General features: G+C 72.9%; 4 protein-coding genes and 1 pseudogene. All 5 read right to left on the reverse strand.

Annotation, left to right across the window (positions count from 1 at the left end; translation table 11 throughout):
* Nucleotides 1-12 precede the first annotated feature (12 nt).
* On the reverse strand, nucleotides 13-2,349 hold the full coding sequence (locus tag M8C13_RS33795; RefSeq protein ID WP_252484846.1) for a hypothetical protein: 2,337 nt from the start codon (nucleotides 2,347-2,349) through the stop codon (nucleotides 13-15).
* The gene (gene eccB / locus M8C13_RS33800; RefSeq protein ID WP_252484837.1) at nucleotides 2,349-3,767 is read right to left on the reverse strand and encodes a type VII secretion protein EccB; all 1,419 of its coding nucleotides are present in this window, start codon (nucleotides 3,765-3,767) and stop codon (nucleotides 2,349-2,351) included. The genes M8C13_RS33795 and eccB overlap by 1 nt, the downstream gene beginning before the upstream one ends.
* Before the next feature lie 4 nt (nucleotides 3,768-3,771).
* Nucleotides 3,772-5,154, reverse strand: a complete 1,383-nt coding sequence (eccD, locus tag M8C13_RS33805) for a type VII secretion integral membrane protein EccD (protein WP_252484838.1) — start codon at nucleotides 5,152-5,154, stop codon at nucleotides 3,772-3,774.
* Complete coding sequence (gene eccCa / locus M8C13_RS33810) at nucleotides 5,151-10,226, reverse strand: type VII secretion protein EccCa (RefSeq protein WP_252484839.1); 5,076 nt, start codon at nucleotides 10,224-10,226, stop codon at nucleotides 5,151-5,153. The genes eccD and eccCa overlap by 4 nt, the downstream gene beginning before the upstream one ends.
* Nucleotides 10,223-19,987: pseudogene (locus M8C13_RS33815) on the reverse strand (hypothetical protein); the annotation flags it as partial. The gene eccCa and the pseudogene M8C13_RS33815, both read right to left, overlap by 4 nt.

Here is a 19,987-nt window from a genome sequence, read left to right on the forward strand (position 1 = left end):
CGCGGGTGCGGGCTACCGGCTTGCGGAGCCGAACGGCAGTGCGTAGCGGACCGGGTTGGCCGGTGAGCTGCGCGCTTCGACCGGCACCGCGGCCCGCCGGTCCACCACCCGGCGGAGCTGTTCGGTGATGGCGGCCTGCTGGCCGGGCACGTGCTCGGCCAGCAGCAGGGTGCGCGGGCGTGCGGCTTCCGCCGGCAGTTCGGCGAGGACCTCGAACCGCACGCCCGGCGGGAAGACCACGCGGTAGCGGTCGGTGTCCTCCTCGGCGAGCACGCCGGTGCGGCGCGCGGTGCGGGACCAGATGACCAGTTCGGTGTCGCCGGGCAGGTGCATCGCGGGGGTGGCGAAGGCGTTGCGGAAGGCGGGTTCGGCGTGCACCGAGCCGACCGGGAGGTCCGCGGCGGACAGGGTCGCGCCGGTCAGCGCCGCACCGCGGTAGGCGGGCAGGCGGCGCAGGCCGGAGACCACGCAGGCGATGAACGGTCGCACCGGGGCGAAGCGGCCGGCGCGCAGGGAGTCGTCGGTGGTGGTGGTCTCGGCGCCGAGGTAGACGAGCAGGGCGACCAGGTCGGCGACGACGACTTCCGGCGGATCGCCCGCGCCGCAGCGGAGGCCGGGCAGGCCGGCCAGCAGGCGGGTGACGCGGCCGGCGATGCGGTCGTAGTCGCGGCCGAGGCTGCGGCGGAGCCAGTCGCGTTCGGCCGGGGTGCTGTGGTGGGTTGGGGGGATGGGGGTGGGGAGGGTGACGGCGGCGGAGGTTGGGGCCGGGGCAGGCTGGGTGACGGCGGCGGAGGTTCGGGCCGGGGCGGGCTGGGCGGAGGTTGGCACGCGCTCCGGGGCGGGCGCGGCGGCAGCGGGGGCGGCCTCGGCGGAGGCAGGTTCGGCGATGGTTGGGGTGGGAGCTGGTGCGGGAGGTGGCTGCGGCGGGTCGACAGGCTCGGGGGCGGGGGTGGCAGCAGCGGTTGGGACGGGTTCCGGAGCGGGCGCGGTGGCAGCGGAAGTCGGGGCAGGGGCGGGCTCCGGCGGACGGGCGGGCTCGGCGGCGGGCGCGGGGTCGAGGGGCGGTTCGGGGGTGCGCACGACGATCGGGACGTGGGCCGGTTCGGGAAGCGGGGCCGGTTGGGCGGGTTCCTCGGCCGACAGGGCTTCCAGCACTGACTGGCGGCGGGGCGGAGCGGCCGGGGGGCGGTCGTCGGGGCGGCCCGCGTCCAGTGGCACCAGGCGGAGGGCCTGGCGGGTCAGCGGGTCCAGGCGGGCGACCAGGGTGGCGGCGGCTTCGGCGAGCTCGGCTGGAAGCGGGGTTCTGGGGGTGCCGATGGTGACCCTGGCCCATTCGGCGTCCCACGGCACGGCGCGGACCTCGTTGCCGTTGGCGGGTTCGGCCGGGGGGCGGATCCACAGGCCGGACTGGACGATCTCGACCACCGCGCCGGGGGTGAGGCGGTAGGTGCCGGGGGTGGCTTCGGGCAGGCCGGGGGCCGGTGGGCGGCAGCCGCGGAGGGCGGGGACGGGGAGGTCGCCGCTGGTGCGCGGACGATAGGTGAGGGTGGTGGCGAAGGGGCGCCAGGTCTTGGTGAGCGGGTCGGTCCACAGGGTGACCTCGGCGCCGGTGCGGTCGGCGACCAGTTGGCCGACGGGGGTGCCGCCGTCCTGGATGGGGCCGTGCTGGGCCAGGCGGATCTGGACGCGGACCGGGGCGGGCAACTCTGCGAGCAGGCGGCAGATCGCTTCGGTGCCCAGTGGGGGTTCGCCGGGGGCGCCCAGGAGCAGGGTGGGCGTGGGCTGGGTGGGGACGGCGTAGACGGGGGCCGCACCGGCGGCGGCGGGGCCCAGGGCTCGGCCCGCGTGCAGCCAGAGGCCGGCCGGGATGGGTTCGGCGAGGACGCCGTCGCCCGCGGGCCACGGCTCGATCGGGGTGCCGGTTTCCCAGGCGGGGGTGGGATAGCGGAGCTCGGCCGGGTCGGGGAACCAGGACGGGCGGAAGCGCCACCAGCGGCCGCCCGCGACGAACAGGCCGCCGGGGACGGGGAGGAGCTCGCCGTCGGGGGCCAGGACTTCGGTGTGCAGGGTTTCCGCCAGGGCGCGGGCGGGGGCTTCCGCGCCGCCCGCGCCGGCCCGGGAGCAGAACAGGCGCAGGCGGCCTGCTTCGCGGAGCAGTTCGGGGAGCTGGGCCCAGGACTGGGCGTCGGGCAGGTCGAGCACCACCGGGGTGTGCGCGGGTTCGGCCGGCAGGCCCGCGACCAGGTGGGCCAGGGCGCGGGCGGGTTCGGCAGGGCCGGTGGGGGCGGCGACCACCAGCACCGGGCCGAGCCGGTGCGCGGTGAGGGACTTGCCTCGGGTGCCGATCATCATCGTGGGACCGCCAGTTCGGTGCGGGCCGCCGCCGGGTCGAGCGCCGGTCCGGTGGGCAGGAAGGACAACAGGCCGGTCGGCACCGGCACCGGGGTCGCGCCGCCGTACCCGAGCAGCGCGGCGACCTCGGCGGAGGGCACCGGGTACTTCACCCCCAGGTCGGTGAGCACGAACCGGGTGCCGGAGGAGACGCCCGGCGCGGGCTGGGCCTCGATCAGCGCGCCGGAGCCCGGTGGCACCCGGACCAGGTCGGCGATCCTCGGGTCGGCCTTGGGGGTGGCGCGGCTGAGGTCGAGCCGGCCGCGGGGCACGGTGACCAGCCGGGCGATCGGGCCCGCGCGGTCCATGGTCAGGCGCAGGCACAGGGTGCGGCCGTCCGCGCCCAGGTCGCCGACGGCCTGCGGCGGGGTGCCGGGCAGGTTCGGCGCGGCTCCGGTGGCCGAGCGCTTGGCCTGGGCCGCGCCTGCCGCGGAGATCACGATCGGCTGCACCGGGCGGCCCTGGTAGGCCTGCGCGGTGGCCGGATCACCTTGCACCAGCGCGAGTTCGGTACGGGACAACGGGGCAAGGCCGTCGTTGCGCATCAGGAAGTAGTCCTCCGCGCCGGCGGCGTTGCGGGTCTGGAAGATCTGGCCGACCACGGTCGGGCGTCCGTCCACAGTGGACCCCGCTGAACCTCGGCCTGGCACCTGGGGTGAGGTGAGGGCGGGGCCGGGCTCGATCGCGTTGAGCCAGGCCGGGTCCACCGGCAGCGGGCGCACGCTGGCGTAGCCGAGTGCGGCCAGCACCGCCTCGCCGCCGATGCGCAGCCGCCGGTCCCGCCACACCAGGTGCAGTTCGCCGTTGACGTCGCGGACCAGCACGGCCTGCTCGTCCGGGACCTGCGTGGTGGGCCAGGCCGTGTCCAGGCCGAGGGCGACGGCGGGTCTGCTGGTCTCGTCGGGGTTGGCGGCGAAGGCCGCGCAGACCAGCCACGGCGCGGTGCTCAGCCGGGCCGGGTCGGGCAGCACCTCGGGGGCGTCGGGGATGCCGATCGGCCTGCCGTGCGGCACCTCGCGCAGCGAGTTCGCCGACACCGAGCGGACCTTGGCCTTCTCCCCCGCGGCCAGCAGCGCGGAGGCGTAGTTGGCCACCGGGCGCAGGGTGCCGTCCAGGTAGAGGAAGCGGCTGCCGGTCTCCTCGGCCACGATGATCGCGCCGGGCTGCTGCCAGCTGGTGTTGCCGCCGCGCACCACGAGACCGTAGACGAAGTAGCCCAGCAACAGTGCCACGCCCAGGCCCGCGCCGATGAGGGTGCCGGTACCGGCGCGGCGCAGCGGGGTGTCCTGCTGGTCGGGTTCGCCGCGCACCAGGGCGGTCACCAGCCTGCCGGTGACGAACTGGTGTGCCTGCAACTGGTCTCGCTTGTTCTGCACGGGGTCACCCGGCCAGTGCGCGGATCAGCGCGTACGCGTCGAGCACCGCGAGCAGCAGCGGCACCACGGCGATCGCGGCGGCGGTCTCGCCGAGGTCGGCGGCCCGGCCCCAGTAGGGCAGCAGCCGTTTGCCGGGCAGTCGCCAGGCGCCGAGCACCAGCAACGCGGCCAGCACGGCCAGTCCTACCAGGGAGATCACGCGCAGCGCGGGCAGCGGCGCGTGCGCCCCGGCGTGCAGCAGCACGGCGAACCCGGCCGCGCCGGGCAGGGCCACCGCGAGCCGCTGCCCGGTGCTGACCAGCACCCGGGAGCGCAGCAGCAGCGCGGCGCACATCGCGGCCAGGAAGGCGGGCGCGGTCCAGCCGGGGGCCGCCACCACGGGCAGCAGGCAGGCGGCGACCACCACGGCGGAACCGGCCAGCAGCGCGGTGAGCAGCCGGTCGGCGGACTTGGCCTTGGCCAGCACCTCGGGTTCGGACAGCGGTTCGATGTCCTCTTGCAGCTCTTCGGCCCCTCCGGGCAGCTGCGGCGGGCGCAGGCGCACCATCCTGGTGGCGACGCCGGGTGCGAGCATGGTCAGTCCAAACGCGACAGTGGCGACCACCGCGGCCGAGCCACCCGGGCTCAGTTTTGACCACAGCACTAGCAATCCGCCCAGGGCCGCGGCGACCGCGGCCACCCCGGTGGCCAGGAACACCGGCACCGCGGTGCGCACCGCGAGCACGGCCAGCACGGTGGCGGCCATCGCCGCCGAGCCCGCGCCGAGCAGGTTGGGGGCCCCGAATCCCGTTCCCGGCACCAAGGATCCGGCGACCGCGGCGAAGGGGGCGGCGGCCAGGCCGAGCTGGGCAGCCACCGGGGCGTCGCCGATCGCGCGGGAGGCGATCGCGCCCGCGGCCAGCAGCAGCACCGCGACCGCGCCGGATCCGGTGGCGCGCAGCCACAGCGGGCCGGGCACGGTGAGCAGCGCGAGCAGCAGCACCAGCAACGCGGTCGCGGCCAGGCCGAGGAACAGCCACCGGGTCAGCTCCGGCCGCCACCGGTCCGCCCGGCCCCGGATGGCCACCCCGACGCCGTCGGTGAGGTCGTCGAAGCCGATGGCGGGCAACGGGATCCGCGCCGGGCGCAGGTGCAGCACCTCGCCGTCGCGCAGGCCGAGCGCGGCCGGGGTGGCGTCGGTGTCCAGTGGCGTGTCGCCGAGGCGTTGCAGCACCCACTCCCGCTCGCCACCGGCGGCCACGGTGAGGCCGGGGTCGACGTGCCGGAGCAGCACGGGCAGCAGCTCGGCCAGCGGGATGTCCTGGGGCACAGCGAGATCGGCGCGGCCGCCGGGTGCGGCCACGGTGAGCCGGCAGAGCTGGTCGGCCGGGTGGGCGGCGGTGGTCATCGGGACTCCTGGCTGGGGGCGGGGCAGTGGCCGAGCTGGATGAGGGACACGCCGCGGCGGGTGACCAGCTGCGCGCGGCCGGGGGGCAGCTGACGGGGCGCGGCCTCGCCGAGGAACTTGCCCTCCTCCTTGGGATAGGAGAGCAGCAGGCCGGGGCTGCCCAGCTCCCACATGCGCCGCAGCACCGGGTCCATCATCGCCCTGATCGCGCTGGAGCTGCTGCGCGCGGTGACCAGGTGCAGGCCGATGTCCGCGCCCTGGGCGAGGAACGGATCGAGGACCTCCAGCGGGCCGCCGATGCCGCCGCCGAAGAGCTCGTAGTCGTCGACCAGCACGAACAGTCGCGGTCCCTGCCACCAGTCGCGGCGGCGCAGCCGGTCGGGGGTGATCTCCAGGCCGGGCAGGCGTTTGTGCATGGATCCGGCGGCCTTGACCGCCAGGTCGGCCAGTGCCGGTCCGCTGACCGCGTAGCCGATCTTGTACTCCGCCGGCACCTCCTCGGCCAGCTCGCGGCGCACGTCGCCGAGCAGGATGCGGGCCTCGGCTGGGGTGTAGCGGCGCAGGATGGCCTGGATCAGCATGCGCAGCAGGCCGGTCTTGCCGGTCTCGGTGTCACCGAAGACCATCAAGTGCGGGCTGGTCTCGAAGTCGTGGTGTACCGGGGCGAGCCGCTGCTCGTCCCAGCCCAGCGCGATCCGCAGGTCGCCGTCGGGCTCGGGCAGGTCGGCCACGGGCAGTTCCAGGGGCAGCAGCCGGACCGGCGGGGCGGGTTCGCCCGGCCAGCAGGCGGTCAGCTCGCCGATCATCACCTTGGTGGCCAGCTGGAGGTCCTGCACGCCGGTGCCGCCGTCGACCCTGGGCAGCGCGCCGAGGAAGTGCAGGCCGTCGGAGGTCAGGCCGCGGCCGGGTTCCTTGGGCACGCTGGCCGCGATCCGGCTGCCGATCTCGGATTCGAGGGGGTCGCCAAGGCGCAGCTCGTAGCGGGTGCCGAGCAGGTCGCGCAGCCAGGGCCGGATCTCCGACCAGCGGTTGGCGGTGACCACCAGGTGGATGCCGTAGCCGAGGCCGCGGGAGGCCAGCTCGGAGAGCCTGCTCTCCAGGTCCTCGTAGTCCTGGCGCAGCGTGAACCAGCCGTCCACCACCAGGAACACATCGCCGTAAGGATCGTCCACAGTGGACTCGCGACGAAGGGCGCGGTAGGCGGACATGGAGTCGATGCCCAGGCGGGCGAAGTCCTGTTCGCGGCGTTCCAGCAGGGCGCTGAGCTCGGCGATGGTGCGGCGCACCCTGTCTGTGTCAAGGCGGCCAGCCACCGAGCCGAGGTGCGGCAGGCCGTTGAGCGCGCCGAGCGCGCCGCCGCCGAAGTCCAGCGCGTAGAACTGCACCTCGTGCGGGCTGTGCGTGACCGCGAGGGCCATCAGCAGGGTACGGACCAGGGTGCTCTTGCCGGACTGTGGCGCGCCCACCACGCCGACGTGACCGGCGCCGCCGGAGAGGTCGGCGATGAGCAGATCGCGCACCTGCTCGAAGGGCCGGTCCACCACGCCGACCGGGGCCTGCAACCGGCCGCGGCCGGGCCAGTCCAGCGCGGTCAGGCCGCGCTCGGGGCTGGGGTCCAGGCCGGGCAGCAGGCTGTCCAGACTCGGCGTCTCGGCCAGCGGCGGCAGCCACACCTGCCTGGCCGGCGGACCCTGGCCGCGCAACCGTCCGATGAGGACGTCCAGCAGGCTGAAATCCTGTTGTGGCGCAGCGGCTTCCTCAGTTCCGGTGACCGGTTCGGCCGGGGTGAGGGGCTGGTGGGTCAGGCCGAGCGGGCGGACCTCGGCGGCGCGGCGCAGCGGGGCGGGTCCGCCGGTGACGACTGGGGCGGCGGGCGGTGCGGAGACGTAACCGGCCTTGAACCGGACCAGGGTGGTGGTGTCGTACTTGAGGAAACCGTTGCCGGGCGCCGACGGCAGCTCGTAGGCATCGGGCACGCCGAGCACGCTGCGGGACTCCATGGCGGAGAAGGTGCGCAGCGCGATCCGGTAGGACAGGTGCGACTCCAGCTGGTGGATGCGGCCCTCGTCGAGTCGTTGCGAGGCCAGCAGCAGGTGCACGCCGAGCGAGCGGCCGAGGCGGCCGATCATCACGAACAGGTCCATGAACTCGGCCTTGCTGGCCAGCAGCTCGCTGAACTCGTCCACCACCAGGAACAGGGTGGGCATCGGGTCCAGGGTGGCGCCCTGCGCGCGGGCCGCCTCGTACTCGCGCAGTGAGCTGTGCCCGCTGCGCCGCAACAGTTCCTGCCGCCGGACCAGCTCACCGTGCAGGGCGTCCTGCATGCGGTCCACCAGCGGCAGCTCGTCGGCCAGGTTGGTGATCACCGCGGAGGTGTGCGGCAGTTGTTCCATGCCGAGGAAGGTCGCGCCGCCCTTGAAGTCCACCAGCACGAAGTTGAGCAGCTCGGAGGAGTGGGTGACCGCGAGGGTGATCACCAGGGTGCGCAGCAGCTCGCTCTTGCCGGAGCCGGTGGCGCCGATGAGCACGCCGTGCGGGCCCATGCCGCCCTGCGCGGACTCCTTGATGTCCAGCTCCACCACCGATCCGTCCGCCGACAGGCCGATCGGCAGCCGCAGCTTGCCCCAGCGGGAGTTGCTGCGCCACAGCGCGTGCACGTCGAAGTCGCGCGGGTCGCCGATGCCGAGCAGCTGGGCCAGGTCGAAGTCAGCGGCGAGCGGTTCGGCGGCGTCCGGGACGCCACCGGTGCGGTAGGGGCTGAGCCTGCGGGCCAGCGCCTCGGCCTTGGTCGCGCTGAGCCCGTCCGGCAGGCCGAGTGGCCTGCGCCCGTAGTTGTCCATAGTGGACAGTCGGCCGTCTTCGGTGTGCAGCACCAGGTCGCAGCCGGTGAGCTGCTCGGGGTCAGCGGCGGCCTCCAGCACCACGGTGTTGCGCAGTCCGCCCTGCCGCAGCCGGGAGTGCTCGGGCAGTTCGGCCCCGTCCAGCAGCACCACGGTGAACGGCTCGCGGGCGTGCGGAGCCGCGGTGCGGTCGAAGCCGGGTCGCTCGGTGAACGCGGGCCCCAGCAAGGACATCAGCTCGTCGTGCTCGGCGGCGTAGAGCCGGACCTCGCCCGCGGCGTCGCTGTCGGTGGGGTGCGCGGCGTGCGGCAGCCACTTCAGCCAGGCCCAGTCCGCAGCCCGCTCCGGACCGGCCAGCAGCGCGATCCGCAGTTCCTCCGGCGCGTGGAAGGAGACCAGCTGGGCGATCATCGCGCGCAGCAGGGCCCGCGGCCGGTCCTCGGTTCCGGTGACGCCGATGTGGGCGAAGCCGCGCAGGTACAGCGCGGTCGGGGTGTCCGGCACCGAGGTGTAGGCCCGGATGAACCGGCGCAGCGCGCTGGCGCACAACGGTTCCAGGTCCTCCACCGGCCGGGTCTCCGGCGGCACCAGGCGGATCAGCGAGCGCTGGGTGCCGGTGCCCACCCTGATCTCGGCGAAGTCGTCGTCGGATGGCCTGCGCTCCCACAGCCGGGGTCCGGCCGCGATGGTCCACAGCCGGGCCGGGTCGGGGTGGTCGTAGGTGAGCGCGACCCGGTGCTCCAGGATGGCCTTGCGCACCTGTTTGCGCACCTGGCTGAGGTAGCGCAGGTAGTCCCGCCGCTCGCCCTTGAGCTTGCGCTTGCGGTCCCCCGCGGCGCGGCCGAGCTGCATGACCAGCATGCCGATGGTGGAGACCGCCATCAGCCCGGAGGCGATGTAGGTGACCGGCCCGGCGCCGGGGTTGGCGAACAGCAGCACGGTCGCGCCGGAGCCCAGCGCCATCGGCAGGTAGGTCATGGCCATGCTGATGTCGGCGGCCTGCGCCTCCGGCAGCGCGGGCGGACACGCCCCAGCGGAACTTGCTGCGCGCCAGCGGCGTCGTCTTCCCATGGGCAGCACCACCCAGCCGATGGCGGCCGCGCCCGCCAGCAGCACCGCGGCGGCGGCCACCAGCGCGGCACGCAGGACGCGCGGGTCGCCGGGGCCTTCCGGTGCGCGGGCGGGCACCGTCACCGGTCCTGGCTTGGCGGCCTGCGCGCCCTGTTCTTCGGGCAGCACGGCGGTGACCGCGTTGTGCGGGTTGACCACGCCCCAGCCCAGTTCCCGGTCGGGGGCCCGGCGGGGCGGTGGGTCGGCGGTGGCTTCCAGGCGGTGCTTGACCTGGGTCGCGGTCAGCTCGGGCCGGTAGGCGCGCACCAGTGCGGCGACCCCGGCCACGAACGGCGCGGAGTAGCTGGTGCCGTTGTCCTGGAAGTGGCCTGGGCCGCGCGGGCCGACGCTGATCACGCCCTCCCCCGGCGCGGCCAGGTCCAGGAAGTCACCGGCCTCGGAGAACTGGGACCGGTTGCCCTGCTGGCCGATCGCGCCCACCGCGAGCACCTCGGGGTAGGCCGCGGGATAGCTGACCGGGTTGCCGTCCTGGGCGTTGTTGGCCGCGGCGGCGACCACCAGCACGTTGCGCTCGGCGGCGTAGCGGACCGCGGCGCGCAGCTCGTCGGTGCCGTAGACCGAGGTGACCGACACGTTGACCACCCCGGCCCCCTTGTCCACGGCCAGCCGGATGCCCTTGGCGATGCCGCTGACCGTGCCGTCGGAGGTGCCCACCGACTGCCGGATGGGCAGGATCCGGGCATCCGGGGCGATCCCGGCGAAGCCGACCCCGGTGGCGGGTTTGGCCGCGATGATCCCGGCCACGAAGGTGCCGTGCCCCGGACAGTCCACAATGGACTTGGGACTGCCGGTGACGTCCAGCTCCTCCTGCACCCGGCCGGACAGCTGCGGCACCGAGCCGTCCACCCCGGTGTCCACCACGGCGACCAGCTGGCCCGCTCCCCTGGTCAGCGGCCAGACCCGTTGCGGGGCAAGGCGGTGCTGCGCCCACGGCACCTGGGCGACCAGCGAGGTGGAGCCGGGCAGGCATTTGCCGGAGAGGCCGCCCGGCGGGGTGAGCGGCGGCGCGACCGGGTCGCCCGGCGCGGGCTGGGCGGCGGCGGGCAGCCCGGTGGCGAGCAGCAGCAGGGCGGTCAGGCAGGTGGCGGCGGTGCGGTTCATCCTGGCAGGCCTGCCTTTTCGCGTTCCTCGACCGGCTGGTCCAGCAGGTGTGCGCGCAGCCGCTGCCACACCGCGCGGACCTCGGCCAGCCGTTCCGGCGTGGTCCCGGCCAGGCCAAGGGTGACCACCGGACCGGCCGAGCCCGCCTGCCTGCTCCACAGCCCGCGATCGTCCGAAGTGGACACATCCTCGGCGTGGTGCAGCACCAGTCCGGCAGGCACCACCCGCACGAGTGTGTCGCCGGAGCGGAAGGTGTGCTCGTCCACCCTGGTCAGCCCGTGGCCCGGCGCCAGCCACCGCTCCGGCGGCAGCACCGCGGCCACCTGGGGCGCCTCGGCGGTGTTGCTGGGGACGTGTTGCAGCAGCTGGGCGTAGGGCGCCCAGCCCTCGGGGTCCAGGTCGAAGACGCGTACGGCGTCGCCGTCGCTGGTCCCGTTCACCGCGAGCACCGGCCGGCCGAGCTGGTCGGCGAGCTGGCGCGCGGTCCAGGCCGCGTCCCGCTGGGTGAGCACGATGCGCGCCTGGCCGGGCAGCTGGCCGGCGGCCTCGGCGATCTCGGCCGGGGTCAGCCCGCGCGCGGTGGCCACCAACAGGGTCTGCTGTTGCGTGGGCGGCAGGTCCAGCGGCGGCCAGCTGCCCCCGTGGTTGTCGCGCAACAGGAAGGCCTCACCGGTGGGCACCAGCGTTAGGTCCGATGTGGACAGTGCGATCGGCTCGGGCCGGGACACATCCGGCGGGGCGAGGTCGGCCGGGGTCGGCTGGCTGTCGCTGCCCAGCCGGTTCCGGTGCGCCAGCAGGGTCTCGTCGGTGGCGAACATGGCGGTGAGGTCGGCCATCTTGGCGTCGTTGCCCGCCTCGCCGGAGTAGCGGAAGTGCCGGTTGTCCGGGGTGCGCGCCAGCTGCTCGCCGTCGGGGAGGAAGCGGTTGGTGAAGGCGTTGGGCCCCCGGTGCTCGTGGCCGTCCGCGTCGAGGAAGCTGCTGTTCCTGGTGTAGGAGGAGAAGTCCGCCTGGTAGTACTGGTGGAACTCCTCGAACAGCTTCCTGGTCTCGGCCGCCGTGCCCTCGCCGTGCTTGCGGGCCAGCCGGTCCAGGAAGGCGAAGGTCTCATCGGCGGTGAGCTTGCCGCGCAGGTAGAAGCCGAACGGGTCGGAGTCCATCACCGCGACGGCCAGCCGGAAGTCCCGGTCGCTGCTCCACAGGCCACGGAAGCGCCGCACCAGCTGCGCGGCCAGCAGGTGCTCGGGTTCCCGGTCGTGCACCTCGTAGCCGTCGCCGAACTGGTTCTTCGCGTTGTTCTTCTCGATGTCGTGGAACAGGATCGCCTTGGCGAAGGCCTCCACCGGCACGAACCTGTCTGCGTGCGACTCGTGCGCGGTGAGCTTGAGGTACTGGCCCAGCACCATCTGCGCGTGCTCGTGGAAGGTGTGCCCGTTGGGCTGGCTGGGCGTGCGGTCCGGGCCCTTGTCCGGGGTGCGCGGCTCGGTGCACACCGCGTCGAATTTGCGGGCCAGGTCCCGGGGGTACTTGGTGCGCAACAGTTCCACCAGGTCCCGGGTGGAGCTGCCCTCGCCGAGCATCCGGTTGAGCTGGTCGCCGGTGGCGCGCTGCTCCCGCCACTCCTGTTCCCGGTTGGCCTTCCACTCGGCGTAGCTGTTGGGGAACGCGGCAGGGCGCTGGAGCAGCAGGTCTTGGTCGAAGCTCACCGTGAAGCGGCCGTTTTCCTGGGTCAGGCGGGCGCCGATGGCCGCGGCGGTGGCCATCTGGTTCAGGCTCTCGGTCAGCCTGGGCAGCTGGTCCGGCGTGACCGTTGACTCGACCACCACGTTGCCCAGGACGGGGTTCAGCTCGGCGCCCATCCTGACCGTGCCCGCGGCCTTGCGCAGGTCCGCGTTGGTCTTCTCCCAGGTCTTCGCGTCGAACCGGTTGTCGGCAAAGGTGATCTCGATGGTGTCCCCGGCCACCACGGCGGCGGCTGTGGTGGTCGGCCTGACCTGCCGGGCCACGTTGGTCAGCGTCGCGGCCAGTCCGTCCAGCTTGGCCGGGTTGAGGAGTTCGGGGGCGAACCGGACGGTGAACCGCTGGACCTCCAGGGTCACCGTCGCACCCCGGTCCGCGGCGCTGATCGCCTTGCCCAGGTTGGCCATCAGCCGTTCCAGCTTCGCCGGGTCGAAGACGGGCACGTTGAAGTCGATCTTCGTGCGGTCCACGTCGGCGGCCAGCACCGCGCCGATCTCGGCCTGGGTGGCCAGTTCCGGCAGGCCCTCCATCAGCTTGGTGATCTCGGTCTGCTCGACCTGGCGGAAGGTGAACCCGGCCAGTGCCGCCTCGGCCCGCTCCCTGGCCAGCTGAGGCACCTGCTGGGCGAGGGACCGCTGGAACTTCGGGTCCAGCACGGCCAGCACCGGGTGGTTGTCCAGGGCCTGTTCGGTCTGCCTGGTCAGCTCCGCGAGCACCTCGCCCACCACCAGCTCGCGCAGCTGGTCGGCGCTGGAGCGCGCCAGGTCCTGCTGCCGGAAGGCGGTGAGCGCGGCGTCGGTCACCGGGCCGAGCACCTGCTCGCGCACCACCGCAGGCACCGAGCCGGTGTTGACCTCCAACTCGGGCAGGGTCACCGCGTCCAGGCGGCCTCGCGCGTCGGTCACGACCCGCTCCCGGAAGGCCCGCGCCCGCTCACCGTAGAGCCAGCTCTGCTTCTTGCCCTGGACCCGGGTCGGCTCCGGCAAGGTGCTCAGGTCCTGGAACTGCTGCTGTAGCGCGGCTTTCAGGTGCGGACGGATCTCGGTGGCCAGTGCGATCCTGCTGTCCTCGGTGAGCAGGGCCAGGTCCGGGTGGTTGACGAGGCCTCCGGTGCGCTGGTCGGTGCCCTTGACCGGAGCGCCGAAGGCCAGCGCGTCACTGAGCGGGTTGAGCACCAGGTCCTCGAAGGAGGTGGGCTTCTTGCCCGGCTTGCCGGTTCTGCGCACCAGTTCCGCCATCGCGGTGTCGGTCTTGGGCACCGTGCCGCTGGGGGTGCCCTGGCGCAGGAAGGCGTCCAGCTCACGCAGTCCGTTGTCCAGCACGGCTTGCACCACGCGGTCCCGCACAGTCGCCAGCACCCGGCCCCGATCGGCCTCGGGCGGCGCGGTGAGCCCCTCCGGCAGGGTGCCCGCACTGGGCTTGAGCACCTCGTCGGCGACCTTGGCGACCATGTTCGCGCCGGGGCCGTGGGTGTTGAGGAACTCGTTGAGCCGCTTCTCCCGCGCGGGCGGGCTGAGGTCCGGCAGCGAAGTCTCGGTGTCACCGGGGATCTGGGTGGCGTCCCGCTCGAACAGGGCCTCGGGGAACCGGGTGCCGTGCCCGGACTGGGTTTCCAGCCAGGTGTAGTAATGCTCGCGCAGGTCCGCCGCGAGCCGGTGCAGCTGGTTCGGGTCGTTGCGGAAGCCGTCGAAGACCTCGGTGCCGTCCTGCTCGCGGGTGGCGGCGAACCACGGGTTGTAGGCCAGCGGCGTGCGCGCCGGGTCGGGGCTGAAGTTCCGGTTCAGGCCCAAGCGCTCGTAGAGGTCGGCGACCGGCCGGATCCGCCCGGCCCGTGTCGACTGGTCCAGCGTCTCCTGACCGGCGGGCAGGTAGGTGATCAGGGAGCCGGGGCGGGCGGTGGCCATCAGCGGGCCGAGGTGCCCGCCACCGATGCCGAACTGGTTGCCATCCCCGCGCTGGTCGACGTTGACGGTGTTCTTGTGCAGCACCGAACCGGTGTGCCCCTCGACCGCGGTCTCCTGGGTGAACCGCTGGTACGTCTCCAGCGGCACCAGCCAGGAGCGCAGCACCGGCTGGGGATTGAGCGCCTGCATCTTCGGCTGTTTCGCGTCCTCGAGGTACTTGGCCAGCCACTGCACCGCGCGCAGCGGCCGTCCGCCGCCTGCCCACAGCCCACCGTTGGCGCCGCTGGAGATGTGCACCATTCCGCTGTCCGGGTCCTGCTGGATGTCCTTGAAGTCGGAGAGGACCTGCTGGCCCAGCGGCCCGTCCTTGAAGTCCTCCGGCTTGAAGACCGCGGTGTAGAGGCGGACGAAGTGCTCGCCGCGGATGGTCTCGACCTCCATCTCGCTGCGGTGCAGGGCGGCCAGCTTGTCGCCCTCGGTGATCCGGCTGGAACCGGGGTAGCTGATGTCCGGCCGTCCGATGTGGACGTTCTCCACCACCCCTTGGTAGCGGCCGTCGGCGGTGCGCAGCACGTGCACGGGCACACCGGTGGGCGGGCCGAAGGTGCTGAAGCCGCCGTCGCACTCGAACACGTGCACCTGGAGCCCGGCCGCCTCGGCCAGCGCCTGCTCGCTGGTGGCGGTGGCCGCGTGTTCGCGCAGCAGCCGCCGCGGCCCTTTCTCCACTGTGGACAGACCGGTGTCCAGGGCGCTGGCGAAGGTCTCCAGCCGGGTGCCGCCGCGGACCGGGACCGGGTCCACGCCGTGGCGGTCCAGCTGGGTGCGCAGCGGTGCGGGCACCGGCTCGATCCCGTGCACCGGCAGCGCACCCTGGGCGATCCGGTTGATCAGCCACAGGTGCCGGGGCATCAGCTGCACGTCGTCCTCGTGCACCCGCACGCCCATCAGGCCGGAGTCCTGGTGCACGCCACTGGGGTGGATGTCGCCGCGCGGGCGCAGCAGCACGCGGGCGGTGTCCGGCTGGCCGGGGTTCGAGCGTTCGGCGTACTCGTCGGGCAGGCCGAAGTAGTGCGCGATCTCGTGTGCCAGCACCGAGTCCGAGGCGGTGACCGACCAGTGCTGCTGGGTGCTCCGGCCCTGTTCGCCGACCTTGACCGTGGTGTGCGCGAGTTCCGGCCGGTCCACGAACTCCACGGTGGCGGCGAACTGGTCGCCGCCGGGCAGCCGGTGGCCCTGGTCGAGCAGCCTGCGCACCCCGTCCTGGGCCCGCTGCTTGACCTGCTCGACCTGCTCGTGGGTGACCCTGCCCTCGGCGGCCAGGTGCACCCGCAGGGTGAACTCCTGCACCGCGCCGCGGTCCGGCACCTCGATCCGCCGGTGGTCGTAGCGGATCAGGCCTTCGTAGTGCGGCACCAGTCCACTGGTCACCGGCGCGTTCTCGGCTGCCTTGAACCGGGCGTCGCCGCGCACGTCGAGCACACTCGTGTTGACCGTGCGCACCGGCGCGTTCTGCCTGGCCTCGGCCCAGTCGTTGCGGTTCAGCGCGGTGTCCGCGCGGTCGAACCAGGGCGCGGTGCCGCGTTCGCTGTGCCGCCAGCCCTCGTCGTCGGCGACCTTGGACCCGTTGTCCACCTTCGGTTCCGGCCAGCCGCGGCCGGTCGTGTCGGCGGGCGGGCCGGTCGGCGCCTGCCGGGTCTCGGCCGCGGCCTGGGCCGCGCGCTGCCGCTGGATGGCCTCGTCGGTGGCGAACAGCGCGCGCAGGTCCTCGAACATCTGCTTCAGCGGCGGGACGCCGTCGGCAGGCGGGGCGTACTGGAGGGTGCGGCCGTCCGGGGTGAACAGCGGCCGGTCCTGCGGGTCGGTGGCGAACCGGTTGCTGAAGTGGTTCGGCCCGGTCTGCTGTTGACCAGCTCGGTCGAGATAGCTGCTGTACCTGGTGTAGGAGGAGAAGTCGGCCTGGTAGTACTGGTGGAACTCCTCGAACAGCTTCCTGGTCTCGGCCGGGGTGCCCTCGCCGTACTTGCCGGCCAGCCGGTCGATGAACGCGAATGTGTCCTCTTTGGACAGTTTGCCGCGCAGGTAGAAGCCGAACGGGTCGGAGTCCACGATCGCGGTGGCCAGCCGGAAGTCCCGGTCGCTGCTCCACAGGCCACGGAAGCGCTGCATCAGCTGCACCGCGAGCAGGTGCTCCGGTTCCCGGTCGTGCAGCTCGTACCCCTCGCCGAACTGGTTCTTGGCGTTGACCTTCTCGATGTCGTGGAACAGGATCGCCTTGGCCAGCGCCTCCACCGGCACGAACCGCGTGCCGTCATTCTCCAGCGTGGTGAGCTTGAGGTACTGGCCGAGCACCATCTGCGCGTGCTCGTAGAAGGTGAACGCGTCCTTGGTCTCCTGGGTGCGGATCGGCTTCAGGGTGTGCTTGGTGCACACCTCGTCGAACTTGTGGTCCAGGTCCGCGTGGAAGTCCGCGATCAGCCGCTGGACCAGCGCGGTGGCCTTGTGCTCCGGGGTGTCGTCGCTGTCCAGCAACGCTTTCAGCGCCTCGCCGGTGGCCCGCTGGGTCAGCCGGGTCTGCTCCTGCTCGGCCCGCCAGCGCGCGTAGTCGTTGGGGAACGGATCCGCCTCGGTGCCCAGCAGCCTCGGCTGGTAGGCCACCGTCAGCCTGCCGTCGCCGGTGGTGGTCACCAGCCCGCCGATCTCGGCCTTGGCGATCACCTGGCTGACTCCCCTGGTCAGGTTCGCCACCCGGCGCTCATCGGCCAGCCGGGAGCGAAGGTCGAGGGTGAGCCCGCCCTCGCCGGTCAGCAGCGCGCTGACGCCCTCCTGCTTGGCGAACTCGCGCACCGTCTCAGTCAGCTCGGCGATCCGCGCCGGGTCCGTGTGCTGGTTGTTCAGCTCGACCCGGAACTGGCCGGGCCGCAGTGTCAGCGTCGGGGTCTGGTCCGGCGTGGTGCTCGCCGCCGCGAGGTCTTGCCGCACCTGGGCGACCAGGGCCGGGTCGGTCTGCGGGGAGGCGAACCGCACCGTGAGCAGGTTGGCGCTGTCGGCGGTGATCTCGGCCTTGATCCGCTGGTCGAGCGTCCGCTTGAGCTGCGCGCTGAGCCGGTTCAGGTCCGCATCCGACAGCGGGCGGGAGAGCTGCACGGCGATCGCGGCCGGGTCGGCGACCACCTTGCCCAGTCCCGAGTTCTCGACCAACGGGGTGAGTTTCGCCAGCAGGCCGTCGATCCTGGCCTGGTTCCACAGCCGGGACTCGAACCCAATGGTGTTGTTCGTTGTGTCCACAGTGGACACCAGTCCAGCGCCCTCCTGCCTGGCCACCTCGGCCAGGCCGGCCTTGAGGTCGCTGACCGTGCCGGGGTCGCTGATCTTGACGTCGAAGTCGATCCGGAACCTGGCCGGCCGCGGTTCCACCCGCACGTCGAGCTTTGCCTCGTTGATCGCCTTGTTCAGGTTGTCCATCAGCGTGTCCGCGACGATCGGGCCGCTGAACTCCACCGCGACCTGGTTGGTGGCGGAGTCGGCCCGCACCTGCCCGGTGAGCTTGGACTTGGTGATCGTGTTGTCCAGCAGCTGGGTCAGCGCGGTGACCTTGTTGCCCGGTGTGCCGTCCGGGAACCGCAAGGTGATCGCGTCGGGGTCGAGGGTCAGCGCGCCGACCCCGTGGGTGTCGACCACCGCACCCAGGCGCTTGCCCAGCTCGGTGATCTGCTCCGGGTTCCACCGCTGCCGGTCGAAGTCCACCGCGACCCGGTTCAGGCCGACCGAGGCGACCAAATCGATCCCGGTGCCCCTGGCCGACTTCGCCGCATCCGCCAGCACGGCGGCGACCTTGTCCGGGTTCCACATCCGGGAGTTGAAGTCGACCTTGATCCGGTCGGCGTCCGCGGCCAGCAGCGCGCCGATCTCGGCCTGGGAGGCCAGCTCCGGCAGGCGGCCCATCAGTTCGGCGACCTTGGTCGGGTCGATGTCGGTGAAGACGAAGGACTTCAGCCCCTCGGTCACCCGCGCGCTGACCTGGGTGGCGACCGTGCTGGCCAGCTCCGCACGCTGCCCCTGCTCCAGCAGCCGCATCAGCGCCCGCTCGTTGATCGCCTGCTCGGTGGCCGCGCTCAGCCGGTCCAGCACGTTCTCCCGCACCAGGGTGCGCAGGTCCTCGGCTGTGCGGCCCAACAGGTTCTGCTCGCGGAAGTCGGCCAGCGCCTCGGCGGTGGCCGGGCTGATGATCTTCGGTCCCAGCGCCTCGGTCAGTTGCTTCTTGCCGATCTCCAGCTCCGGCACGGGCACGTTGTCACCGAACAGCTGCTCCCGCAGGTCCGTCGGCAGCTTGGCCGGGTCGATCTGCAGCGCGGTGTCGCTCTCGTCGTCGCGGAGATCGCGCAGCACCAGCTCCTGGAACTTCGCCAGCCGATCACCGGTGAGCCAGCCAGCGCCCCGGCCAGGGATCTTGTCCAGTTCCCGCAAGGCCGCCGGCGTGAGCTGCCGCTGCACGGCCGCTTTCACCTGGGGCAGCACGATCTCAGCGAGCGCGTTCCGGCTCGGCTCGGTGAGCAGGCTGAGGTCCGGCTGGGTGCCGATGCCCTCGAACCGGCGCTTCTTCACCGTGGTCCCGTCCCACACCGCCCTGGCCAGCGGCTCCAGCACACCGTCGGTGAAGGACACCTGGACCTTGTTCACCTTGCCCGGCCCGTTCTCCACCATCTTCTGGAACTCGGCCAGCGAGTTGCGCGCGAGCTGGACGCGCACCGCGGCCAGTCCGGCGTTCAGCCCGTCGGCGAGCAGGGTGCCCCGCACCGCGGTCAGCACCGCTCCGGCGTCGGCCGCCTGGGTGGTGGGCATCTTGTGCAGCTGTTCGCGCACCACGACCCAGCTGGCGGTGAGCACCTGCGACTCGACCGCGGCCACGGTTTCCTTGCCGGGACCGACGGTGTTGAGGAACTCGTTCAGCCGCCGCTGCCGCGTGGTCGGGCTCTGGTCCGGCAGCGGGGTCGTGGTGCCGCCGGGGAGCTGGGTGGCATCCGGCTGGATCAGCGCGTCCGGGATCGTGGTGCCCGCAGGGGCCCGGTTCTGCTGCCAGGTGAGGTAGTGCTCGCGCAGGTCCGAGGCGATCCGGTGCAGCTCGCCCGGATCGTTGCGGAAACCGATGCCGCCCGCGCTCTTCGCGGTCAGCCATGGGTTGTAGGCCATGCCGAGCACGTCGGGGCGGAACTCCCGGCTCAGCCCGACCCGCTCGTACAGGTCAGCCACCGGCCGGACCCGCCCGCCCAGCTCGTCCGGCGGCGGGGTCTCCGAGTACGGCAGATAGGTCTCCAGCGAACCCGGCCGGGCGTGCTCGATCAGCGCGTCCAGGTGCTTGCCTCCGATGCCGAACTGGTTGCTGTCGGCCCGCTGGTCGACGTTGAAGCTGTGCGTGGCGGGGTTGCTGCCGGTGCTGCCCTCCACCGCGGTCCCACTCGCGATCCGCTGGTAGTCGTTGAGCGGCACCAGGAAGGAGCGCAACCTCGGGGAGAGCGTGGCCCCGTCGGTCACCACGTACTTGGCCAGCCACTGCATCGCCCTGATCGGCCGACCGACGCCTGCCCACAGCTGCGGGTTGTTGCCCGGCGAGATGCTCAGCTGCCCGTTGACCGGGTTCTGCTGGATGTCCTTGAACGGCGAGGTGACCCGCTTGCCCGGCTGCTCGGGGAACTTGGCCGGGTTGACGATGGCGGTGTAGACCCGGACGAAGTGCTCACCGCCGATGGTCTCGATCTCCATGTCGCCGCGGTGCACCAGCCGGTCCTCACCGTGCGCCACCGTACGGGACGGACCGGGGTAGCTGATGCCCGGCCGTCCGATGTGGACGGTCTCGGTGATGCCCTGGTACAGCTGGGAGTCCGTGCGCACCACGTGCACCGGCAGGCCGGTCGGGTCGCCGTGCCGGGTGAAGGTGCCGTCCGGTTCGATCACGTGCACCTGGAGGCCGGTGGCCTTGGCGATGTCCTGCTCGGTGGTGGCGGTGCCGGGGATCCGGTTGAGGCGGTCGGCCTCCGCCTTGGGCAGGGTGGCTTTGAGGGCTTCCCTGAAGGTGTGCAGCGGGGTGGTGCCGGGGACCGGGACCGGGAGAGCGCCGTGTTTGTC

Source organism: Crossiella sp. SN42 (assembly GCF_023897065.1).
In the GTDB taxonomy this organism is placed as follows: Bacteria; Actinomycetota; Actinomycetes; order Mycobacteriales; family Pseudonocardiaceae; genus Crossiella.

What these genes read in the sequence shown, in the direction of transcription:
- eccD (WP_252484838.1), bottom strand. Translation starts at nt 5,154, where the DNA reads ATGACCACCGCCGCCCACCCGGCCGACCAGCTCTGCCGGCTCACCGTG.
- eccCa (WP_252484839.1), bottom strand. Translation starts at nt 10,226, where the DNA reads ATGAACCGCACCGCCGCCACCTGCCTGACCGCCCTGCTGCTGCTCGCC.
- M8C13_RS33795 (WP_252484846.1), bottom strand. Translation starts at nt 2,349, where the DNA reads ATGATCGGCACCCGAGGCAAGTCCCTCACCGCGCACCGGCTCGGCCCG.